This is a genomic window from Thermosynechococcus sp. B3, assembly GCF_030323045.1.
Classification (GTDB): Bacteria; Cyanobacteriota; Cyanobacteriia; order Thermosynechococcales; family Thermosynechococcaceae; genus Thermosynechococcus.
The window spans coordinates 2,062,381-2,082,110 of the sequence record NZ_CP097584.1 but is presented as its reverse complement, the minus strand read 5'-3'; the positions used below and the strand labels follow the sequence as shown (position 1 = coordinate 2,082,110).

Below are 19,730 nucleotides of genomic sequence, written 5' to 3'. Positions count from 1 at the left end.
TTTGACATTTAGGCAAGTGAAGACGCATTTGCCTCGATTCTATAGCAGTTAGGGAGTTGCCATGACCGCCGAGTATTCCTCTGCCCAGTTGCGGGTGCTCAAAGGCCTTGAACCCGTACGAACCCGACCGGGGATGTACATCGGCAGCACTGGCCCCAAGGGACTCCACCACTTGGTTTATGAAGTCGTGGACAACTCCGTTGATGAAGCCTTAGCAGGATACTGTTCCACCATTCTAGTTCAGATCAATGCTGATGGCTCCGTCACGGTCACCGACAATGGGCGCGGGATTCCAACGGATATTCACCCCGATACCGGCGTCTCTGGGGTTGAGACGGTGATGACGGTGCTCCACGCCGGGGGCAAGTTTGGCGATGGTGGCTACAAAGTCTCAGGGGGGTTGCACGGTGTGGGTGTCTCTGTGGTCAACGCCCTCTCGGAATGGCTAGAAGTGACGGTCTGGCGTAATGGTTTTGTCCATCATCAGCGCTATGAACGGGGGGTTCCCATTACTCCCCTCGAAAAGACCCCCGATAGTGAGGAACGGCGGGGTACCTCAGTGACCTTCTTTCCTGATCGCCAGATTTTCACAGAAACGATTGAATTTGACGCCAAGGTGCTGATGACACGGCTGCGGGAACTGGCCTATCTCAATGCCGGCATTCGTATTGATTTCAAGGATTTGCGCGTTACGCCCCCCTTGAGTGAAACCTACTGCTATGAAGGCGGTATCCGTGAATATGTCCGCTACATGGTGCAGGAAAAGGAACCCCTTCACCCAGAGATCATCTACATTCAGGGGGAAAAAAACGATGTGCAGGTGGAAGCAGCCCTACAGTGGTGTGCCGATGCCTACAGTGAAAACCTGCTAGGCTTTGCCAATAATATCCGCACCATTGATGGCGGTACCCACATGGAGGGGCTAAAGGCAGTCCTAACGCGGACCCTCAATGCCCTTGGCCGCAAGCGCAATAAACTCAAGGAGGGGGATGCCAATTTGGCGGGGGAAAACATTCGCGAAGGCCTGACAGCGATCATTTCCGTCAAGGTACCCAACCCCGAATTTGAAGGGCAAACAAAAACCAAGCTGGGCAATACCGAAGTACGCGGCATTGTGGATGCCATTGTGGGCGAAGCCCTAACGGAATACCTTGACTTTCATCCGACCGTCACCGACACGATTTTGGAAAAAGCCATCCAAGCCTTTAATGCGGCTGAAGCGGCGCGGCGGGCACGGGAAATGGTACGGCGCAAGTCGGTGCTGGAGTCTTCGACGCTGCCGGGGAAATTGGCGGATTGCAGTTCACGGGATCCCGCTGTCTCGGAAATTTTCATTGTCGAAGGTGATTCTGCCGGTGGCTGCTTTGCTGGTGATACAAAGGTGGCTCTCGCCGATGGCCGTTGCCTCAGTTTTGTGGAGTTAATGGCAGAACAAGCGGCAGGCAAGGAGCATTTTGGCTACACAATTCGCCACGATGGCACGATTGGTATTGAGCGACTGGTCAACGTCCGCAAAACCAAAACAAATGCTGAAGTCATTAAGCTCACCCTTGACAACGGCGAGGTGATTATCTGCACCCCCGATCACCGTTTCATGCTCCGCAATGGTGAGTATAAAGAGGCACAGGCGTTAACTCCCGATGATTCCCTAATGCCACTTTATCGAAAAGCATCTAGCAGCGCTGATTTGGGAATTACGATCGATGGCTACGAAAGGGTTTGGGATCCTCGATCAAATTCTTGGCTGTTTACCCACATGCTTGCAGATTGGTATAACCGCTGGCAAGGAAAATACACCTTAGAAAGTGGTGAGCATTGTCATCATGTTGACTTCAACAAGCGAAACAATAATCCCACGGATCTGATTCGTCTGTCTGCTGATGCACATCTTGAACTTCATCGCCAGCACATTGATAAAACCTTACATCGTCCTGAAGTTAAGGAGAAGTGCCGTCAGAAGCGGAAAGAAGCACTATCAAAGACCTACTTTGACAAGACAATTAAAGCCCTAAAGAAAATTGAGTTAGAACAAGCTAATATTGATTTAGAGTCTTATCGCGAATATCGTTGCCAAACACGTGATAAGTCGCTCTTACGCTTTAAAACTTTCTGTAATCGGTACTTTGATGGCGATTCAAATCGTGCCTTAGAAGCAATCAAAAACTATAACCATCGCATTGTCTCAATTGAGGTTATGGGTGAAAAGATTGATGTTTACGATTTAGAAGTGCCGGGAACCCATAACTTTGCGCTGGCCAGTGGCGTTTTTGTTCACAACAGTGCCAAGCAAGGGCGCGATCGCCGCTTCCAAGCGATTTTGCCGCTGCGGGGCAAGATTCTCAACATTGAAAAAACCGATGATGCCAAAATTTACAAGAATAACGAGGTACAGTCTTTAATTACTGCCCTTGGTTTAGGCGTAAAGGGAGAGGAGTTTGACCCTGCCAAGTTGCGCTATCACCGCATCATTATTATGAGTGTGGCCGGGGATGAACCCACCCTTGTCAGGAATGCCTACGGGCAGGTGGAATTGGTCAAAATTGGCGAGTTTATTGATCAGTGCATTGAGGGGCAACGGATTGCTGAGCACTATCAGGTGATGTCCTTTGATCCCAAGACGGGTCAGACTCGCTTTCAACCCCTGAAGGCAGTGATTCGCCATTCCCATGAGGAGCCAATGTATGCGATTCAAACCCGCTACCATCGCTCCATTAAGGTGACGGCCTCCCACAGTGTTTATGTCTATGAAGACGGCCAGATTAAGTTGAAAAAGGGCAATGAGATTCGGGTGGGCGATCGCCTTGTTGCCAGTCGCCGCTTACCGCGTCCCCCAATTGTTGAGCGCATTGATCTGCTGCACTTGTTTTACCAAGCGGGTCTCACGGAGGGGCTGTATCTCAAGGGGGAAGGTGTCAAAGCCCTGTGTGGCCAACAACTGCTAGCACGGGTTGAGTGCTCCTCGGAGGGGCAACAACCGCGTGTTGCCTATGATCCCCAGCTGTGGGAACCCCTACGGCAGACCCGTCAAGTCCAAGGGCTCAGTCAACAGGCCGTTGCTGCCCAAGTCGGGGTCAAACAGGCCATCACTATTTCCCAATGGGAACGGGGTCAAACCACGCCCACACTGAAGCACTTCCTCAATTACCTCGAGGCCATTCAGTGGCATTACCCACTCCAATACCAAACGTTGCCGTCGCGGCTTGAGAGGATGCAGCATCAAAGTGACGACAGCAAAAATGCCCCCTACCGCCAAATCAGCGATTATCAGCCCCTCGATAGCTTTACCCTTGCGGAACTAGAGTGCCTCACTGGGGAGGTGCAACTTGTGCCCCATGCCCACCATGACAAAGCTTTTGGCCGATATTTAGAGGTCAATCGGGAGTTATTGTGGTTTTTAGGCTGGTATGTAGCCGAGGGAAGCCTGAGTCAACATCAAGTTAGCCTCAGCTTGGGGCGAAAAGACCAGCCCTTTATCCCTGAACTCTGCCGTACCATTGAAACCCTCTTTGGCGAGTCTCCTCACTGCGATGCTGACCCTGAAAGTCAAGGGCAAAAGCTCTACTTCCACAGTGTCTTGGCAGCCCGCTTGCTTAAAGCCTTGGGGGTGGGGGGCAAAGCCCACGAGAAGTGCCTGCCCTCCTTGGTGTGGCGGGTGCCCCTAGAGCTACAGTTGGCCTTTTTGGAGGGGTATTTCCTCGGCGATGGGGCGATCGCCCGCAGCCACATCTCTATGACCACCACTTCTCCTACCCTCAAAGATGGCCTCCTCTACCTGTTTGGTCAGTTGGGCTGGGTAGCAAGCTGGACAACGCTAAAACCAGAAGCCGTTGCCAATTCACAGCTACAAACCCGCCACGAAGTGCATTGCCTCACCCTGAGCGGCAAGCCCCAACTGGAAGCGGCGTTGCCCATTTGGCAGCGTCATCCCCACAGTGAATCCCTGACGGCCTATCTGGCTTCGCCCCACCACAAGCCACTGGCTTTTACCCCTATTAGTGAAGACTTAATGGCACTAGAGGTGACGCAAGTTGCGGAAATTCCACCCGTGGGTGAGTATGTCTATGACTTCTCAGTGGAGGGGGATGAAAACTTTATTTGCGGTGTCGGTGGGTTGTGTGCCCACAATACAGACGCTGATGTGGATGGTTCCCACATTCGCACCTTGTTGCTGACCTTTTTCTATCGCTATCAGCAGGAATTGATTAACCAAGGCTTTGTCTATATTGCCTGCCCACCCCTGTATAAGGTTGAACGGGGGCGACAGCACTTCTATTGCTATAGCGATCGCGAGCTGCAGCAGCAGATTGCCGCCTTCCCGGAAAATGCCAATTACACGATCCAGCGCTTTAAGGGTCTCGGGGAAATGATGCCTGAGCAGTTGTGGGAAACGACGATGAACCCAGAGACGCGCATTCTCAAACGGGTGGAAATTGAAGATGCTGCTGAGGCCGATCGCATTTTCACCATCCTGATGGGCGATCGCGTGGCACCTCGTCGCGAATTTATCGAGACCTATGGCCCCCAGTTGGCCCTAGAAAACCTCGATATCTAAAGCCAGCCCCCAGAGTAGATGTGCTATAGTAGCTCTGGTTTGGCTGCGACGTTGGTGACTGCCAATATTGTTTTGTGATCTACAATTGCAAAACATTTGGGAATCAACACTGTGGGCGGCAGTAAACTGGTCTTCGAGCCAGAAACTTCTAAGTCTGCGGTTAGCATTCCCCCCTAGTCTTTACTAGGTCATAAACTGAGGTAAAACGGCGTCGCAGTTAGACTTTTCCTAACGATGAACCATCGCTACATTCTCCTGTACAAGCCCTATCGGGTGCTTTGTCAGTTTCAAGATCAAGAGGGGCGATCAACCCTCAAAGATTACGTTCCCATTCCTGATATTTATCCCGCTGGCCGCCTCGACTACGACAGCGAGGGGCTGGTTCTCCTCACCAATGATGGCTGGTTGCAACACTGCTTGACGGATCCCCGCTATGGTCATCCGCGCACCTACTGGGTACAGGTGGAAGGTGAACCCAACCCCGCAGCCCTGACTGAGTTGGCCGAAGGCGTTGTCGTCCAAGGCTATCGCACGCGACCTGCGGTTGTCCAAGTACTGGAACAGGAACCCTCCTTACCCCCTAGGGAGCCACCCATTCGTTATCGTCGTTCTATTCCCACCCATTGGCTGAGTCTGACGTTGCGGGAAGGTCGCAATCGCCAAGTCCGCCGCATGACGGCTGCGGTAGGATTTCCCACCCTGCGCTTGGTACGGGTGGCGATCGCCAATTTGCAACTGGGTGACCTTGCCCCCGGACAGTGGCGAGAGATTCTGCCCTCAGAACGGCAAGCCCTTTGGCAATCCTGCGGTCGGCGACCTTAGTATTTCTTAATAACCTTGGAACTCTGTATTAGAATCAGGGAGTACTTATTGGTTTTGATTACACTGCATTTATTTACGAGGTCCTCCCATGGGACAGCCGTTTCTCAGCAAAATTGGTCGTCCATGGCTGATCGGGGGGGCGATCGCCATCGGATTAGGCAGCTTGGCATTCAGTTTGAACTATTGGCAGCAACGTCAACGGGTCAATGAAGAACAGGCAATTCAGGCAGCCCTTGCTAATCCCATGAGCGATCGCATTACCGCCCTTGGCCGACTCGAACCGGAAGGGGAAGTGGTGGCGGTGAGTGCCCCCTCGATGACGGAGCGATTGGGACAGTTGTTAGTGCGCGAGGGCGATCGCGTGGTTGCCGGTCAACCCCTTGCCTATTTAGATACCTACCCGGAACGCAAAGCCGAACGGGACTTGGCGGCCAGTCAGTTGCAGGAAGCCCGCCTACGCTATGAAGCCGAAACCCGCCTAGCTGTTGCTCAAATTGCCGAAGCCGAACGCCGTCGCGATCGCGCCAATGAACCGGCCATTGCCGCCATTCAAGCCCAGCAGGCCACAATTCAACGCATTCAAGCGGAATTAGAGACCGCCAATCGCGAGTACCAGCGTTTTGCCCAACTCTTTGCCGATGGGGCAGTGTCGCAACAGGATCTCGACGATCGCACTGTCCGCGTCCGGAGCTTACAGGAAGAACTGCGCAACGCCCAAGCCAACCTCGTTCGCCTACAGGAAGAGCGCCGCACAGAACTGGCCACGGCAAATGCCCAAGTGGACGCCGCCCAAGCCAATCTGGGACGGGTACAAACCCAAGTGCAGCTCCTCTCAGCAGAGCGCAATCTGCAACTGGCAGAAGCCCGCCTTGAGCGCACCATTATTCGCGCCCCTCGCAATGGTCGGGTGCTGCGGATTCACACAAGAGCCGGCGAAACTATCAATGAACGGGGGATTCTTGAATTGGGGAATACCGACCAAATGTATGCCGTTGCTGAGGTGTATGAGACCGATGTGCCTCGGGTTCGTGTAGGACAGCCCGCTGAAATTCGCAGCAGTGCCCTCAGCGCGCCGCTTAGTGGCCGTGTGGCGCAAGTAGGGCTGGTGGTGGCCAAGAATGACGTGACTGATACGGATCCAGCCGCCAAAACGGATGCGCGGGTTGTGGAAGTGAAAATTCGCCTTGACAACAGTGAGCCGGTGGCGGGTCTAACAAATATGCAAGTGGAAATTGCCATTGATCCACGCTGAGGTTCAAGGATGATTTTTGCAATTCCCTTAGCTTGGCTACAACTGATTCGAGAGCGCATTCGCCTATTGGTGGCGATCGCGGGCATTGCCTTTGCAGTGGTGCTGATGCTGATGCAGTTTGGCTTTCGCGATGCCCTCTTTAAGGCGGCAGTGCGCTTCCACGAGAGCTTAAACACCGATATTGTCCTCATTAGTCCCCAGTCGACGGCGCTGATTGCCATGCGCAGCTTTCCCCGGCGGCGACTCTACCAAGCAGCGGGCTTTGAAGGGGTCGAGTCGGTTTCTCCCCTCTACCTGAGTTTTGGTCTCTGGCGCAATCCCATTAACAAAAGTACTCGCCAACTGATGGTGATTGGCGTGGATCCGCTGGCGGTGTCCATTTCCGTATCCGATACCCCCCACTGGCAAGAGGCGATTAAGCTAGCGGATCATGTTCTTTTTGATGCCCAATCCCGCACTGAGTTTGGCCCGATTCCTGAGCTATACCGCCAAGGGGAAGAGGTCACGACCGAAGTCTCTGGCCGCAAAATCACCGTGGCAGGCTTGTTTCGCATGGGAGCCAACTTTGGTGCCGATGGTAATTTGCTCACGAGTGATTTGAACTTTTTGCGCCTTTTCCCCGAACGTCATCCGGGGCTGATCGATGTGGGTTTAGTACGGGTGCAGCCGGGGGTGAATACGAAAGCATTGGCACGGCGGATGAATGCTTCCCTCGGCAATGATGTACTGGTGATGACCCGTGAGGAGTTTGCTGAGTTTGAGCGCAGTTATTGGGAAAAGAGTACCTCCATTGGCTTTATTTTCTCCCTTGGTGCCCTGATGGGATTTATCGTTGGCTCGGTGATTGTCTATCAAATTCTCTACACCGATGTCACGGATCACTTGGCGGAGTATGCCACCCTCAAGGCCATGGGCTACCGCGATATCTTCTTCTATGGCGTGGTCATGCAGGAGTCCTTGATTCTCTCCTGTATGGGCTATGTTCCAGGCTTTATCGTGTCATTTTTACTCTACATCCTTATTGCCAGAGCCACGTCACTGCCAGTGTGGATGACCGTAGAGCGCGCCAGTTTGGTCTTTACCCTCACGGTCTTAATGTGTACCCTTTCGGGAGCGATCGCCATGCGGCGGATCCAAGCGGCTGATCCTGCCGATATTTTCTAGGATGGTGTTATGGAGCCAGTGATCCACATTCAAGGCCTCAATCACTACTTTGGTCAGGGGCAACTGCGCAAGCAAATTCTCTTTGATCTCTGCGCTCGCATTGAGGCGGGTGAAATTGTGATCATGACGGGGCCTTCGGGGTCAGGGAAAACCACACTGTTAACCCTGATCGGTGCCTTGCGATCGGCACAAGAGGGCAGTCTGCGGGTTCTGGGTCAGGAGCTACGCAACGCCACAAAAGAGCAGCAGATTCAAATTCGGCGGCAAACGGGCTACATCTTCCAAGGGCACAATCTGCTCCATGCCTTGACGGCTCGCCAAAATGTGCAAATGGCGCTGGATTTGCAACCCCACCTCAGTCCACAGGAAGTTCGAGAGCGGGTGGAAGCCATGCTCTGTGCCGTTGGCCTTGGAGAGCGCCTTGACTACTATCCCCATGAACTTTCGGGGGGGCAAAAGCAACGGGTGGCGATCGCTCGCGCTCTCGTGGGACATCCCAAAATTGTCCTTGCCGATGAACCGACGGCTGCTCTCGATAAAAAATCCGGTCGCGATGTGGTGGAAATTATGCGTAGCCTTGCCCGCGAACAGGGCTGCACCATTTTAATTGTGACCCACGATAACCGTATTCTTGATGTCGCCGATCGCATCATTCACATGGAAGATGGCCGCCTCTCAGAAACCACAATTGGCCTTTCCGCCTAGCCTAGAATAGAGGCAAGCAGTGCAGGGCAAATCCGCTGATCATGTTTGCAGCTCCGCAGGGGACAGTGCCAATGTTGGAGAGTGGCGATCGCCTCAGTCGCGAGGCCTTTGAGCGCCTGTATGCCCAATGTCCTCATATTAAAAAAGCTGAACTCATTAACGGAGTCGTGTACGTGGCCTCCCCTGTGCGGGTGAATTCCCACAGCCGTCCCCACAGTCTCGTCATGGGCTGGTTGATGGCCTTTGAAGTGGCAACAGCCAACGTCATGGTGCTCGCTAATGCCACCGTCCGCTTAGATGCCCAAACAGTGGTGCAACCCGATGCCCTGCTGCGCCTTGTCAATGGCACCTCCCGTATCAGCGAGGATGATTATCTTGAAGGGGCGCCTGAACTCATTGTCGAAATTGCCAGTAGCAGTGCCGCCTACGATCTCCACGACAAACTAGAGGTTTATTGTCGCTGTGGGGTTCAGGAATACTTGGTCTGGGTGGTACCGGAGCAGGATTTTCATTGGTATCTCAAGGAAGGAACAAGCTACCGCCGTCAAGCACCCGATGACCACGGCATTTTTCGCAGTGGGCACTTCTCTGGATTGTGGCTCCACTGGCCAGCCCTGAGAGACGGTCATTTAACGCTTGTTTTGGAAACCCTGCACACAGGATTGAAGTTGCAGCAACCCCCATAACTATTAGTGAACTGTGAACTGTCGCTTAACTGTAAGAACTCTGTGCTATGGTCATAGGTAGCGGCTTGCAAGCGCGGCAGTGACACTTGTCAACTCTTCTCGTTTCCAACAGCTTTATCTTGCCAGAGGTCTCCGGCGGCAGTGTTTGCCGTAAGCGGAGCTTTTGGTGTGCTTGACAGGGCAACGCCTCTTCATTTAAGATGCAAGATCCGCGTTTTAGCGATACCCTCTAGAGGATATACATGGCTAGTAATCAGATTTACACGCCACCCGCTTTTACCTTGCCAGACCTTGTCGAGATTCAGCGGGCCAGCTTCCGATGGTTTCTGGAAGAAGGACTCATTGAAGAGCTAGAGAGTTTCTCCCCCATTACTGATTATACCGGCAAAATTGAGTTGCACTTTTTGGCCAAGGACTACCGACTCAAGGAGCCGAAGTATAGCGTCGATGAGGCCAAGCGGCGGGATGCCACCTACTCAATGCAAATGTATGTCCCGACTCGCCTCATTAACAAAGAAAACGGCAATATCATTGACCAAGATGTGTTCATCGGCGATCTGCCCCTGATGACCGATCGCGGGACATTTATTATCAATGGTGCAGAGCGCGTCATTGTCAACCAGATTGTCCGCAGTCCCGGCGTTTACTACAAATCAGAAACCGACAAGAATGGTCGCCGTACCTACAATGCCAGCCTGATTCCCAACCGGGGCGCTTGGCTGAAATTTGAAACCGATAAAAACGATCTGCTCTGGGTACGCATTGACAAAACCCGTAAGCTCTCAGCGCACGTTCTCCTCAAGGCCTTGGGGTTAACCGATAGCGAAATTCTAGAGCGGCTGCGTCACCCCGAGTACTACCAAAAAACTGTTGAAAAAGAAGGCAAATTCTCCGAAGAAGACGCCCTTATTGAACTGTACAAAAAACTGCGCCCAGGGGAGCCGCCCACGGTTTCAGGGGGACAACAGCTTCTGGAGTCGCGCTTCTTTGATCCCAAACGCTACGACCTTGGCCGGGTAGGTCGCTATAAGCTCAACCGCAAGTTGCAGTTGAATATTCCCGACTCGGTGCGCATCCTCACCCCAGAAGATATTCTTGCGGCCATTGATTATCTAATTAACCTCGAGTTTGATCTGGGCACGATTGATGACATTGACCACTTGGGCAACCGCCGCGTCCGTTCTGTGGGTGAATTGCTGCAAAACCAAGTGCGCGTTGGCCTCAATCGCCTAGAGCGCATCATTCGCGAGCGGATGACGGTGTCTGACACGGATTCTTTGACGCCCACTTCGCTGGTCAACCCGAAGCCCTTGGTGGCGGCCATCAAGGAATTCTTTGGTTCTAGCCAGCTTTCCCAATTCATGGATCAGACCAACCCCCTCGCGGAACTCACCCACAAACGGCGCTTGAGTGCCCTAGGCCCCGGCGGTCTCACTCGGGAGCGGGCGGGCTTTGCGGTGCGGGATATTCACCCGAGTCACTATGGTCGCATTTGCCCCATTGAAACTCCTGAAGGTCCCAACGCTGGGTTGATTGGTTCCTTGGCCACCCATGCCCGCGTCAACGAATATGGCTTTATTGAGACGCCTTTCTATCCAGTGGAAAATGGTCGGGTGCTGAAGGATCGCCCCCCCGTTTACATGACCGCTGACGAAGAGGATGATAAGCGGGTGGCGCCGGGGGACGTGCCCACCGATGAAAACGGCTACATCCTTGGGGATGTGGTGCCTGTACGCTATCGTCAAGATTTCACCACCACCACCCCCGATCAGGTGGACTACGTAGCAGTTTCGCCAGTGCAGATTATCTCTGTGGCCACCTCGCTGATTCCCTTTCTAGAGCACGATGACGCCAACCGTGCCCTCATGGGATCCAACATGCAGCGGCAGGCGGTACCCCTGTTGCGACCGCACCGTCCCTTAGTGGGTACCGGTCTAGAGGCTCAGGCAGCACGGGACTCTGGGATGGTGATTCTCAGCCAGACCAATGGTGTGGTCACCTATGTGGATGCCAATCAAATTCGCGTCAAAACCGATAATGGCCCTGAGATGACCTACACGCTGCAAAAGTATCAGCGCTCCAACCAAGATACCTGCTTGAATCAACGACCGATTGTCTTTGTCGGCGATCGCGTGCAGGCAGGACAGGTGATTGCTGATGGCTCCGCCACTGAGGGGGGCGAACTAGCCCTTGGCCAAAACATCCTTGTGGCCTATATGCCTTGGGAAGGCTACAACTACGAAGACGCCATCCTGATCAGCGAACGGCTAGTTCAAGAGGATGTCTATACCTCCATCCACATTGAGAAGTACGAGATCGAGGCGCGGCAAACCAAACTAGGTCCTGAGGAAATTACCCGCGAAGTGCCCAACGTCTCTGAAGATGCCCTGCGGCAGTTGGATGAAAACGGCATTATCCGCATCGGTGCCTTTGTAGAAGCAGGCGATATTCTCGTCGGTAAAGTCACCCCCAAAGGGGAATCGGATCAGCCCCCCGAAGAAAAACTCCTGCGTGCCATCTTTGGTGAAAAAGCGCGGGATGTGCGGGATAACTCCCTGCGGGTGCCCAATGGTGAAAAAGGGCGCGTTGTCGATGTGCGCGTCTTTACCCGTGAGCAGGGAGATGAACTACCCCCCGGTGCCAATATGGTGGTGCGGGTCTATGTGGCCCAGAAGCGCAAAATTCAGGTGGGGGACAAAATGGCTGGCCGCCACGGCAACAAGGGGATTATTTCCCGCATTCTCCCTGTGGAGGATATGCCTTTCCTACCCGATGGTCGCCCCGTGGATATTGTCCTCAATCCCTTGGGGGTGCCTTCACGGATGAATGTGGGGCAAGTCTATGAGTGTTTGCTGGGCTGGGCTGGGGAGTGCCTTGGTCGTCGGTTCAAAATTACTCCCTTTGATGAAATGCACGGCAAGGAAAAATCCCGCGAAACCGTCCATGCCAAGCTACAAGAGGCCAAAGAAGTCACGGGTCAAGATTGGGTCTTTAATCCTGAGGATCCGGGCAAAATGGTCGTCTATGATGGCCGCACCGGTGAACCCTTTGACCGGCCCGTGACGGTGGGGATGGCCTATATGCTGAAGCTCGTGCACTTGGTGGACGATAAGATCCACGCCCGCTCCACAGGGCCTTACTCTTTGGTTACTCAACAGCCCCTCGGTGGTAAAGCCCAGCAAGGGGGTCAGCGCTTTGGCGAGATGGAGGTGTGGGCATTGGAGGCCTATGGTGCCGCCTATATTCTCCAAGAGTTGCTGACGGTCAAGTCCGATGATATGCAAGGACGCAATGAAGCCCTCAATGCCATTGTTAAAGGGCAATCCATTCCACGACCGGGCACGCCAGAGTCCTTCAAGGTGCTGATGCGGGAGCTGCAATCCCTGTGCTTGGATATTTCCGTGCGCAAGGCCAGTATTCCCAGCTTTGATGACGATGGCGAAATGAAACCTGACCCCGAGGTGGATTTGATGGTGGATGTCAGCCCTCGCCGTACCCCGGCACGACCCACAATTGACTACAGTGCCCTCGACGACACGGACGACAAAGAAGGGGCAACGACATTCTAAACACTCAGAACTGAGTCAGCTTGTTTGGGGGCGATCGCCCCTTTGATCTATTCACCGCCAAAGGATTTGTGAGTTTATGCCCAGAATCGAGCAACGCTTTGATTATGTAAAAGTGTCTCTCGCGTCACCGGAGCGCATCATCCAATGGGGGCAGCGCACGCTCCCCAACGGTCAAGTGGTGGGCGAGGTGACTAAACCAGAAACCATTAACTATCGCACCCTCAAGCCAGAGATGGACGGCCTCTTCTGCGAGCGGATTTTTGGTCCTGCTAAGGATTGGGAGTGCCACTGCGGTAAATACAAGCGGGTGCGCCATCGTGGCATTGTCTGCGAACGTTGTGGCGTTGAAGTCACCGAATCGCGGGTGCGCCGCCATCGCATGGGCTACATTAAGTTGGCTGCCCCAGTGACCCATGTTTGGTATCTGAAGGGGATTCCCAGCTACATGGCGATCCTGCTGGATATGCCCCTGCGGGATGTGGAGCAAATTGTCTATTTCAATTCCTATGTGGTGCTAGATCCGGGCAATCACCCTAGCCTCAGCTACAAGCAGCTCCTAAGCGAAGATCAGTGGCAGGAAATTGAAGAAGAGATCTACAGCGAAGACTCGGAGCTAGAGGGTATTGAGGTGGGCATTGGGGCTGAAGCCATTCAACGCCTACTTCAGGATTTAGATCTGCAAAAAGAGGCCGACCAACTGCGGCAGGAAATCCTCAACTCCAAGGGGCAAAAACGCGCCAAGCTCATCAAACGGCTGCGGGTCATTGACAACTTCATTGCCACTGGAGCAAAGCCAGAGTGGATGGTTTTGACGGTAATTCCCGTGATTCCACCGGATCTGCGGCCAATGGTGCAGTTAGATGGTGGGCGCTTTGCCACCTCTGACCTGAATGACCTGTACCGCCGCGTCATTAACCGCAACAACCGCCTTGCCCGCCTGCAAGAGATTCTCGCCCCCGAGATTATTGTTCGGAATGAGAAGCGCATGCTTCAAGAGGCGGTGGATGCCCTCATTGATAATGGTCGTCGCGGTCGTACGGTAGTGGGCGCCAACAACCGTCCCCTGAAGTCCCTTTCCGACATTATTGAGGGGAAACAGGGTCGCTTCCGCCAAAACCTGCTGGGGAAACGGGTGGACTACTCCGGTCGTTCGGTGATTGTGGTGGGGCCAAAACTGCAAATGCACCAGTGCGGCCTGCCTCGGGAAATGGCCATTGAACTCTTCCAGCCCTTTGTGATTCACCGCTTGATTCGCCAACAAATTGTCAACAACATTAAGGCAGCGAAGCGGATGATCCAGCGCAATGACCCCCAAATTTGGGATGTGCTGGAGGAGGTGATTGAGGGTCACCCGGTGCTGCTCAACCGTGCCCCAACCCTCCACCGTTTGGGGATTCAGGCCTTTGAGCCAATTCTGGTGGAAGGGCGTGCCATTCAACTGCACCCCTTGGTGTGTCCTGCCTTCAACGCCGACTTTGACGGGGATCAAATGGCGGTGCACGTCCCCCTCTCGATTGAGGCTCAAGCGGAGGCGCGGATGCTGATGCTAGCCTCAAATAATATTCTGTCGCCGGCCACGGGCAAGCCGATTATTACCCCCAGCCAAGATATGGTTTTGGGCTGCTATTACTTGACAGCAGAAAATCCGAAGCTGCCAGATTATAGCGATCGCTACTATGCCAACTTCCAAGACGTGGTCATGGCCTACGAACAGGGACACTTGCCGCTCCATGCCTTTGTCTGGGTGCGCTACGACGGTGAGGTGGACGATGGCGACAGCAGTGAACCTCAGATTACGACCTATGAAGATGGTTCCCGTTTACTGGAGTATTCCCTGCGGCGAGTCAAGGAGGATGCCAACGGTCAACTGATTTCCCAATACATCCGCACCACCCCCGGTCGCATCATCTACAACCAAACGATTCAAGAAGCCCTAGCCAGTTAATTTGGGAGACCCCAACACCATGACTGAGAAAAAGCCTGTTTTCTTTAACCGCATCATTGACAAAAAAGGCTTGCGGAACCTAATTGCTTGGTCGTTTAGCAACTTTGGCACCGCCCGCACAGCGGAAATGGCCGACAAAGTCAAAGACCTTGGCTTTCGCTATGCCACCCGCGCCGGTGTCTCCATCAGTGTTGATGACCTGCTCGTGCCCCCGAAAAAACAGGAACTCCTCGAAGCCGCTGAAAAGGAAATTAAAACCGCTCAGGAGCGCTACTCGCGGGGTGAAATTACGGAGGTGGAACGCTTCCAGAAGGTGATTGACACTTGGAACACCACCAACGAAGAACTGAAAAACGAGGTGGTGCGGCACTTCCGTAATACTGATGTCCTCAACTCCGTGTACATGATGGCCTTCTCGGGGGCACGGGGAAACCTCTCGCAGGTGCGCCAGTTGGTGGGAATGCGGGGGTTAATGGCCAATCCCCAAGGGGAAATCATTGACCTGCCGATTAAAACCAACTTCCGCGAAGGGCTGACGGTGACGGAGTACATTATCTCCTCCTACGGTGCGCGTAAAGGACTAGTGGATACAGCACTGCGGACGGCGGACTCCGGTTACTTGACCCGGCGCTTGGTGGATGTCTCTCAAGATGTGATTATCCGCGAAGAGGATTGTGAAACGGAGCGGGGCATTACGCTGCGCAGTATGACGGTGGGGGATAAGGTACTAGCGCTAGAGGATCGGCTTTTGGGTCGAGTGGTGCTCAATGATGTCTGCCATCCGGAAACGGGCGAAGTGCTGGTGGCCAAAAATCAAGCCATCTCTGCTGATCTAGCGAAGAAAATTGTTGATGCGGGTATCGAAGAAGTAGTGGTGCGATCGCCCCTCACCTGCGAGGCCACTGGCTCTGTGTGTCGTCTTTGCTACGGCTGGAGCCTTGCCCATGCCCAACTGGTGGATATGGGAGAAGCGGTGGGCATTATTGCCGCTCAATCCATTGGTGAACCCGGTACGCAGTTGACCATGCGCACGTTCCACACTGGTGGGGTGTTTACGGGGGAAGTGGCTCGCCAAGAACGCGCTCCCTTTGCTGGCACGGTGGAGTACGGCAAGAAATTACGGGTACGTCCCTACCGCACTCGTCACGGGGATGATGCCTTTATTGTCGAAACCGCTGGCAAGCTTGTGATCAAAAGTGGTCAACAAAGCCAAGAATTTGACCTCTCCCAAGGGTCAATTGTGCTAGTGGCAGAGGGTGAAACCGTTGAAGCGGGTCAATTGTTGGCGGAAGTGGCGCAGGCCTCCCGCAGTGTCCGCAAGTCCACGGAGAAAGTGACCAAGGATGTGGCCTCGGATTTGGCGGGTCAAGTGAAGTTCGTCAACCTCGAGGCAGAGGAGAAGCGCGATCGCCAAGGCACCACAACGCGCATTGCCCCCAAAGGTGGCTTGATTTGGGTACTGTCTGGGGAAGTCTATAACCTGCCCCCCGGTGCGGAGCCGGTGGTGAAAAATGGCGATCGCATTGAAGCCGGGGCCGTGCTTGCAGAAACCACGGTGAAAACCGAGCATGGCGGTGTCGTGCGTCTCCCTGAGCAACAGGATAGCAAAGGCGGTCGCGAGGTGGAAATTATTACTGCCTCGGTGATGCTCGATAAAGCCAAGGTGCTCAAAGAAACCCAGCAGGGACGCGAGCATTACATTATTGAAACCGCCACTGGTCAGCGCTTCTCCTTGAAAGCTGCCCCCGGTACGAAAGTCGCCAATGGTCAAGTGGTGGCCGAACTCATTGACGATCGCTACCACACCACGACTGGCGGTATCCTCAAATATGCCGACATTGAAGTGGCCAAAAAAGGCAAAGCCAAGCAGGGCTACGAAGTCCTCAAGGGGGGGACGCTCCTGTGGATTCCCGAAGAAACCCATGAGGTAAATAAAGACATTTCGCTGCTCATGGTAGAGGACAACCAATACGTCGAAGCAGGGACGGAGGTTGTCAAGGACATCTTCTGTCAAAACAGCGGTGTCGTCGAAGTCATCCAGAAAAACGACATTCTGCGGGAAATTATTATCAAGCCCGGCGAACTGCACCTTGTGGATGATCCGGAAGCCGCGCGGCTGAAGCATGGTGTGTTGGCGCGTCCGGGTGAAGAGGTACTCCCCGGCCTTGTGGTTGAAACCCTCTCGCAAGTGGATTATCTGGAGGACACTCCCGAAGGACCAGCGATTCTGCTGCGCCCCGTCCAAGAATTTAGCGTGCCTGATGAGCCATCGGTACCCAGCCAAGACTCCAGTGATAGCTCAGGGCAGTCCATTCGCCTGCGGGCTGTGCAGCGGTTGCCCTACAAACACGATGAGCGAGTTAAATCCGTTGATGGCGTTGATCTGCTGCGGACACAGTTAGTCCTTGAAATTGGCAGCGAAGCCCCCCAACTGGCTGCTGACATTGAAATTGTGACGGATGAGGTGGATCCAGAAGCCCGGCGCCTCCAACTGGTGATTCTGGAATCCTTGGTGATTCGCCGTGACATTGCTGCCGATCAAACCCAAGGCAGTACGTTTACTTCCCTCTTGGTCAAGGATGGCGATCACATTGGCCCCGGTGCCGTGATTGCCCGCACGGACATCAAAGCCAAGCAGGCAGGTGAAGTGCAGGGGATCTTGCGCAGTGGGGAATCGGTTCGCCGTATTCTGGTCGTTACTGAGAGCGATCGCCTGCGGATCGAGACCAACGGGGCTAAACCCACGGTCAAAGTTGGCGATCTCGTGCGTCCCGGCGATGAACTGGCCAAGGGGGTGACTGCCCCAGAAACAGCAGCGGTCATGGCGGTGGCCGATGACCACGTGATCCTGCGCTTAGCCCGTCCCTACCTTGTCTCGCCGGGGGCAGTGCTGCAAATTGAGGACGGTGACCTTGTGCAGCGCGGGGATAACCTCGCCCTGTTGGTGTTTGAGCGGGCGAAAACGGGGGACATTATTCAGGGGTTACCTCGGATTGAAGAACTCCTTGAAGCGCGCCATCCCAAAGAAAAATGCGTGCTGGCTGTGCGCCCCGGCACCTGTCAAGTCACCTACAACAGTGATGACAGCGTAGATATCAAAGTCATTGAAGAGGATGGCACGATTCAGGAATACCCTGTCCTGCCGGGTCAAAACCCCTTGGTGGTGGATGGTCAAAAGGTCAATCTCGCTGACCCCCTCACCGATGGCCCTGTGGATCCCCACGACATCCTCTCCATTTACTTTGAGTACTACAAACCCCAAGGGTTGCTCAAAGCCGCCCAAATTAGCCTTGAGAAGGTGCAATCCTTCTTGGTCAACGAGGTGCAGTCGGTGTATCTCACCCAAGGGATTGAGATTGCCGATAAACACATTGAGGTGGTTGTCCGCCAGATGACCTCGAAGGTACGGATTGATGATGCCGGCGATACAATCGTTCTCTCTGGGGAACTCATGAGTCTGCGCCAAGCGGAGCAAGCCAACGAACCCATGGCACTCACCGGTGGTGCACCTGCCCAATATACCCCTGTCCTCTTGGGGATTACCAAGGCTTCACTGAATACCGATAGCTTTATTTCAGCCGCCAGTTTCCAAGAGACAACACGGGTACTCACGGAAGCGGCCATTGAAGGCAAGTCCGATTGGCTGCGGGGACTCAAGGAAAACGTCATCATTGGCCGTCTCATCCCAGCGGGCACCGGCTTCAACAGCTACGAGGAAAGTAGCAACGGCGACGAAGAGTGGGAAGAGGGTGAAGATCGCTTGGGTCAAACCCACGTTATCAGCCCTGAACCCGAACCCCCCTCAATGACGGTCAATGTGACCGCTGACCTCGGTGAGGATGTCCTCATTGACGATGAAACGGCGCCCCACGTGATTGAAAAAATCACTGGACGGACTCGCGATTTTGAATTCGCCAGTAGTGATGCTGACGATGAAGAGGACGAACTCGTAGACGAGGACGATGACTATGGGGAGGAAGAGGAGGATGACGCCTTTTAACTAAAACTCCCTTGACTAAAGAAGGCTACGGTAGAGGTGAGCACCTAATCTAGGAGCAAGCGATGGGTGCACTTGCCGTAGCTTTTTTTGGTCTCAGGTCGCAGATCATGCCGAACACCGCCGAACGTTTTGGCAGGGATGCGAGAAACCTGTGCCATACCTTAAAATTGGCAGTAGAGGGGTCAAAGTAAAAATCACGATTTCATGCCTGTTCCAGCGTATTCCAGCCTGAGGGCTGATCAGTTTCGTCATCCCCGCGATCGCGAGGCCACCCAAGCACTCCAACAACTGCCGGGGTTAGATCTTCTCGTGCGATCGCTCCTAGGTTCGGTGGCGGAGCAGGCCTTTTATCTTGAAAATATTGGCAGCAGTCTGCGCCTAAGTGAACAGCAACTTCCAGACATTTACGGGCTTCATATCGAGGCTTGCCGCATTTTAGGCCTAGAGCCACCCCAACTGTATCTGAAACAGCATCCTGTCCCCAATGCCTATACCTTTGCCATGCGGGGCAAGCAGCCCTTTGTTGTACTGCACTCCTCCCTTGTGGAATTGCTGACACCCAAGGAATTGCAGGCAGTACTAGCGCACGAGTTGGGACATCTGAAGTGTGAGCATGGCGTGTATTTGACGATCGCCAACCTACTGCTGTTTGCCACTAGTCAACTCTCCCCTTGGGGCTTGCTCTTGGCGCAAGGACTGCAAACCCAATTGATGCATTGGCTGCGCTGTGCTGAACTGACCTGCGATCGCGCGGCCTTGTTGGTGACCCAAGACCCGCGGGTTGTGGCCTCGGTGCTGATGAAACTCTGTGGTGGCTCGCCGCAGTGGAGCGATCGCCTGAATCTCGATGCCTTCATTGCCCAAGCGCGTGACTATGAGGCCGCTGATCGGGGTTGGTACAACCTTTTCAAGGAATTGCAGGCCAGTCAACTGACTCACCCACTACCGGTGCTGCGGGCACGGGAAATTCTAGATTGGGCGGAAACGCAGCAGTACGATCGCCTCGTCAAGCAATTACACCCTGTTCGTCAATAA

General features: G+C 54.0%; 10 protein-coding genes, 1 other RNA gene and 1 pseudogene. All 12 read left to right on the top strand.

The features are described from left to right. Positions 1-61 precede the first annotated feature (61 nt). A pseudogene (locus M0646_RS13245) lies at positions 62-4,250 on the top strand (ATP-binding protein); the annotation flags it as partial. Between the two features lie 113 nt (positions 4,251-4,363). After that, positions 4,364-4,552, top strand: coding sequence for a hypothetical protein (locus M0646_RS13240; RefSeq protein WP_399374387.1), 189 nt, complete (start codon positions 4,364-4,366; stop codon positions 4,550-4,552). 37 nt (positions 4,553-4,589) lie between these two features. Beyond that, a non-coding RNA gene (ssrS, locus tag M0646_RS10295) (6S RNA) lies at positions 4,590-4,776 on the top strand. Positions 4,777-4,786: 10 nt separating this feature from the next. Next, positions 4,787-5,374, top strand: coding sequence for a pseudouridine synthase (locus M0646_RS10290; RefSeq protein ID WP_149820558.1), 588 nt, complete (start codon positions 4,787-4,789; stop codon positions 5,372-5,374). 88 nt (positions 5,375-5,462) lie between these two features. Next, positions 5,463-6,626 (top strand): ABC exporter membrane fusion protein, encoded by a 1,164-nt coding sequence (locus M0646_RS10285; RefSeq protein ID WP_286625605.1) that lies wholly within the window; start codon positions 5,463-5,465, stop codon positions 6,624-6,626. Positions 6,627-6,635: 9 nt separating this feature from the next. Then, on the top strand, positions 6,636-7,790 hold the full coding sequence (gene devC / locus M0646_RS10280; protein ID WP_286625603.1) for an ABC transporter permease DevC: 1,155 nt from the start codon (positions 6,636-6,638) through the stop codon (positions 7,788-7,790). A gap of 9 nt (positions 7,791-7,799) precedes the next feature. Next, a complete protein-coding gene (locus M0646_RS10275; protein WP_149820552.1) occupies positions 7,800-8,495 on the top strand; it encodes a DevA family ABC transporter ATP-binding protein in 696 nt (231 codons plus the stop codon). A gap of 41 nt (positions 8,496-8,536) precedes the next feature. After that, positions 8,537-9,181 carry a Uma2 family endonuclease gene (locus M0646_RS10270; protein WP_286625601.1) on the top strand — a complete coding sequence of 215 codons (645 nt, stop codon included), beginning with the start codon at positions 8,537-8,539 and terminating at the stop codon, positions 9,179-9,181. Positions 9,182-9,423: 242 nt separating this feature from the next. After that, positions 9,424-12,750 carry a DNA-directed RNA polymerase subunit beta gene (gene rpoB / locus M0646_RS10265; RefSeq protein WP_149820548.1) on the top strand — a complete coding sequence of 1,109 codons (3,327 nt, stop codon included), beginning with the start codon at positions 9,424-9,426 and terminating at the stop codon, positions 12,748-12,750. A gap of 76 nt (positions 12,751-12,826) precedes the next feature. Beyond that, a complete protein-coding gene (locus tag M0646_RS10260; RefSeq protein ID WP_286625599.1) occupies positions 12,827-14,695 on the top strand; it encodes a DNA-directed RNA polymerase subunit gamma in 1,869 nt (622 codons plus the stop codon). Positions 14,696-14,714: 19 nt separating this feature from the next. Beyond that, entirely contained in the window at positions 14,715-18,695 is a 3,981-nt protein-coding gene (locus M0646_RS10255) for a DNA-directed RNA polymerase subunit beta'' (protein ID WP_286625598.1), read from the top strand. Between the two features lie 204 nt (positions 18,696-18,899). Continuing rightward, the gene (locus M0646_RS10250; protein WP_286649612.1) at positions 18,900-19,730 is read left to right on the top strand and encodes a M48 family metallopeptidase; all 831 of its coding nucleotides are present in this window, start codon (positions 18,900-18,902) and stop codon (positions 19,728-19,730) included.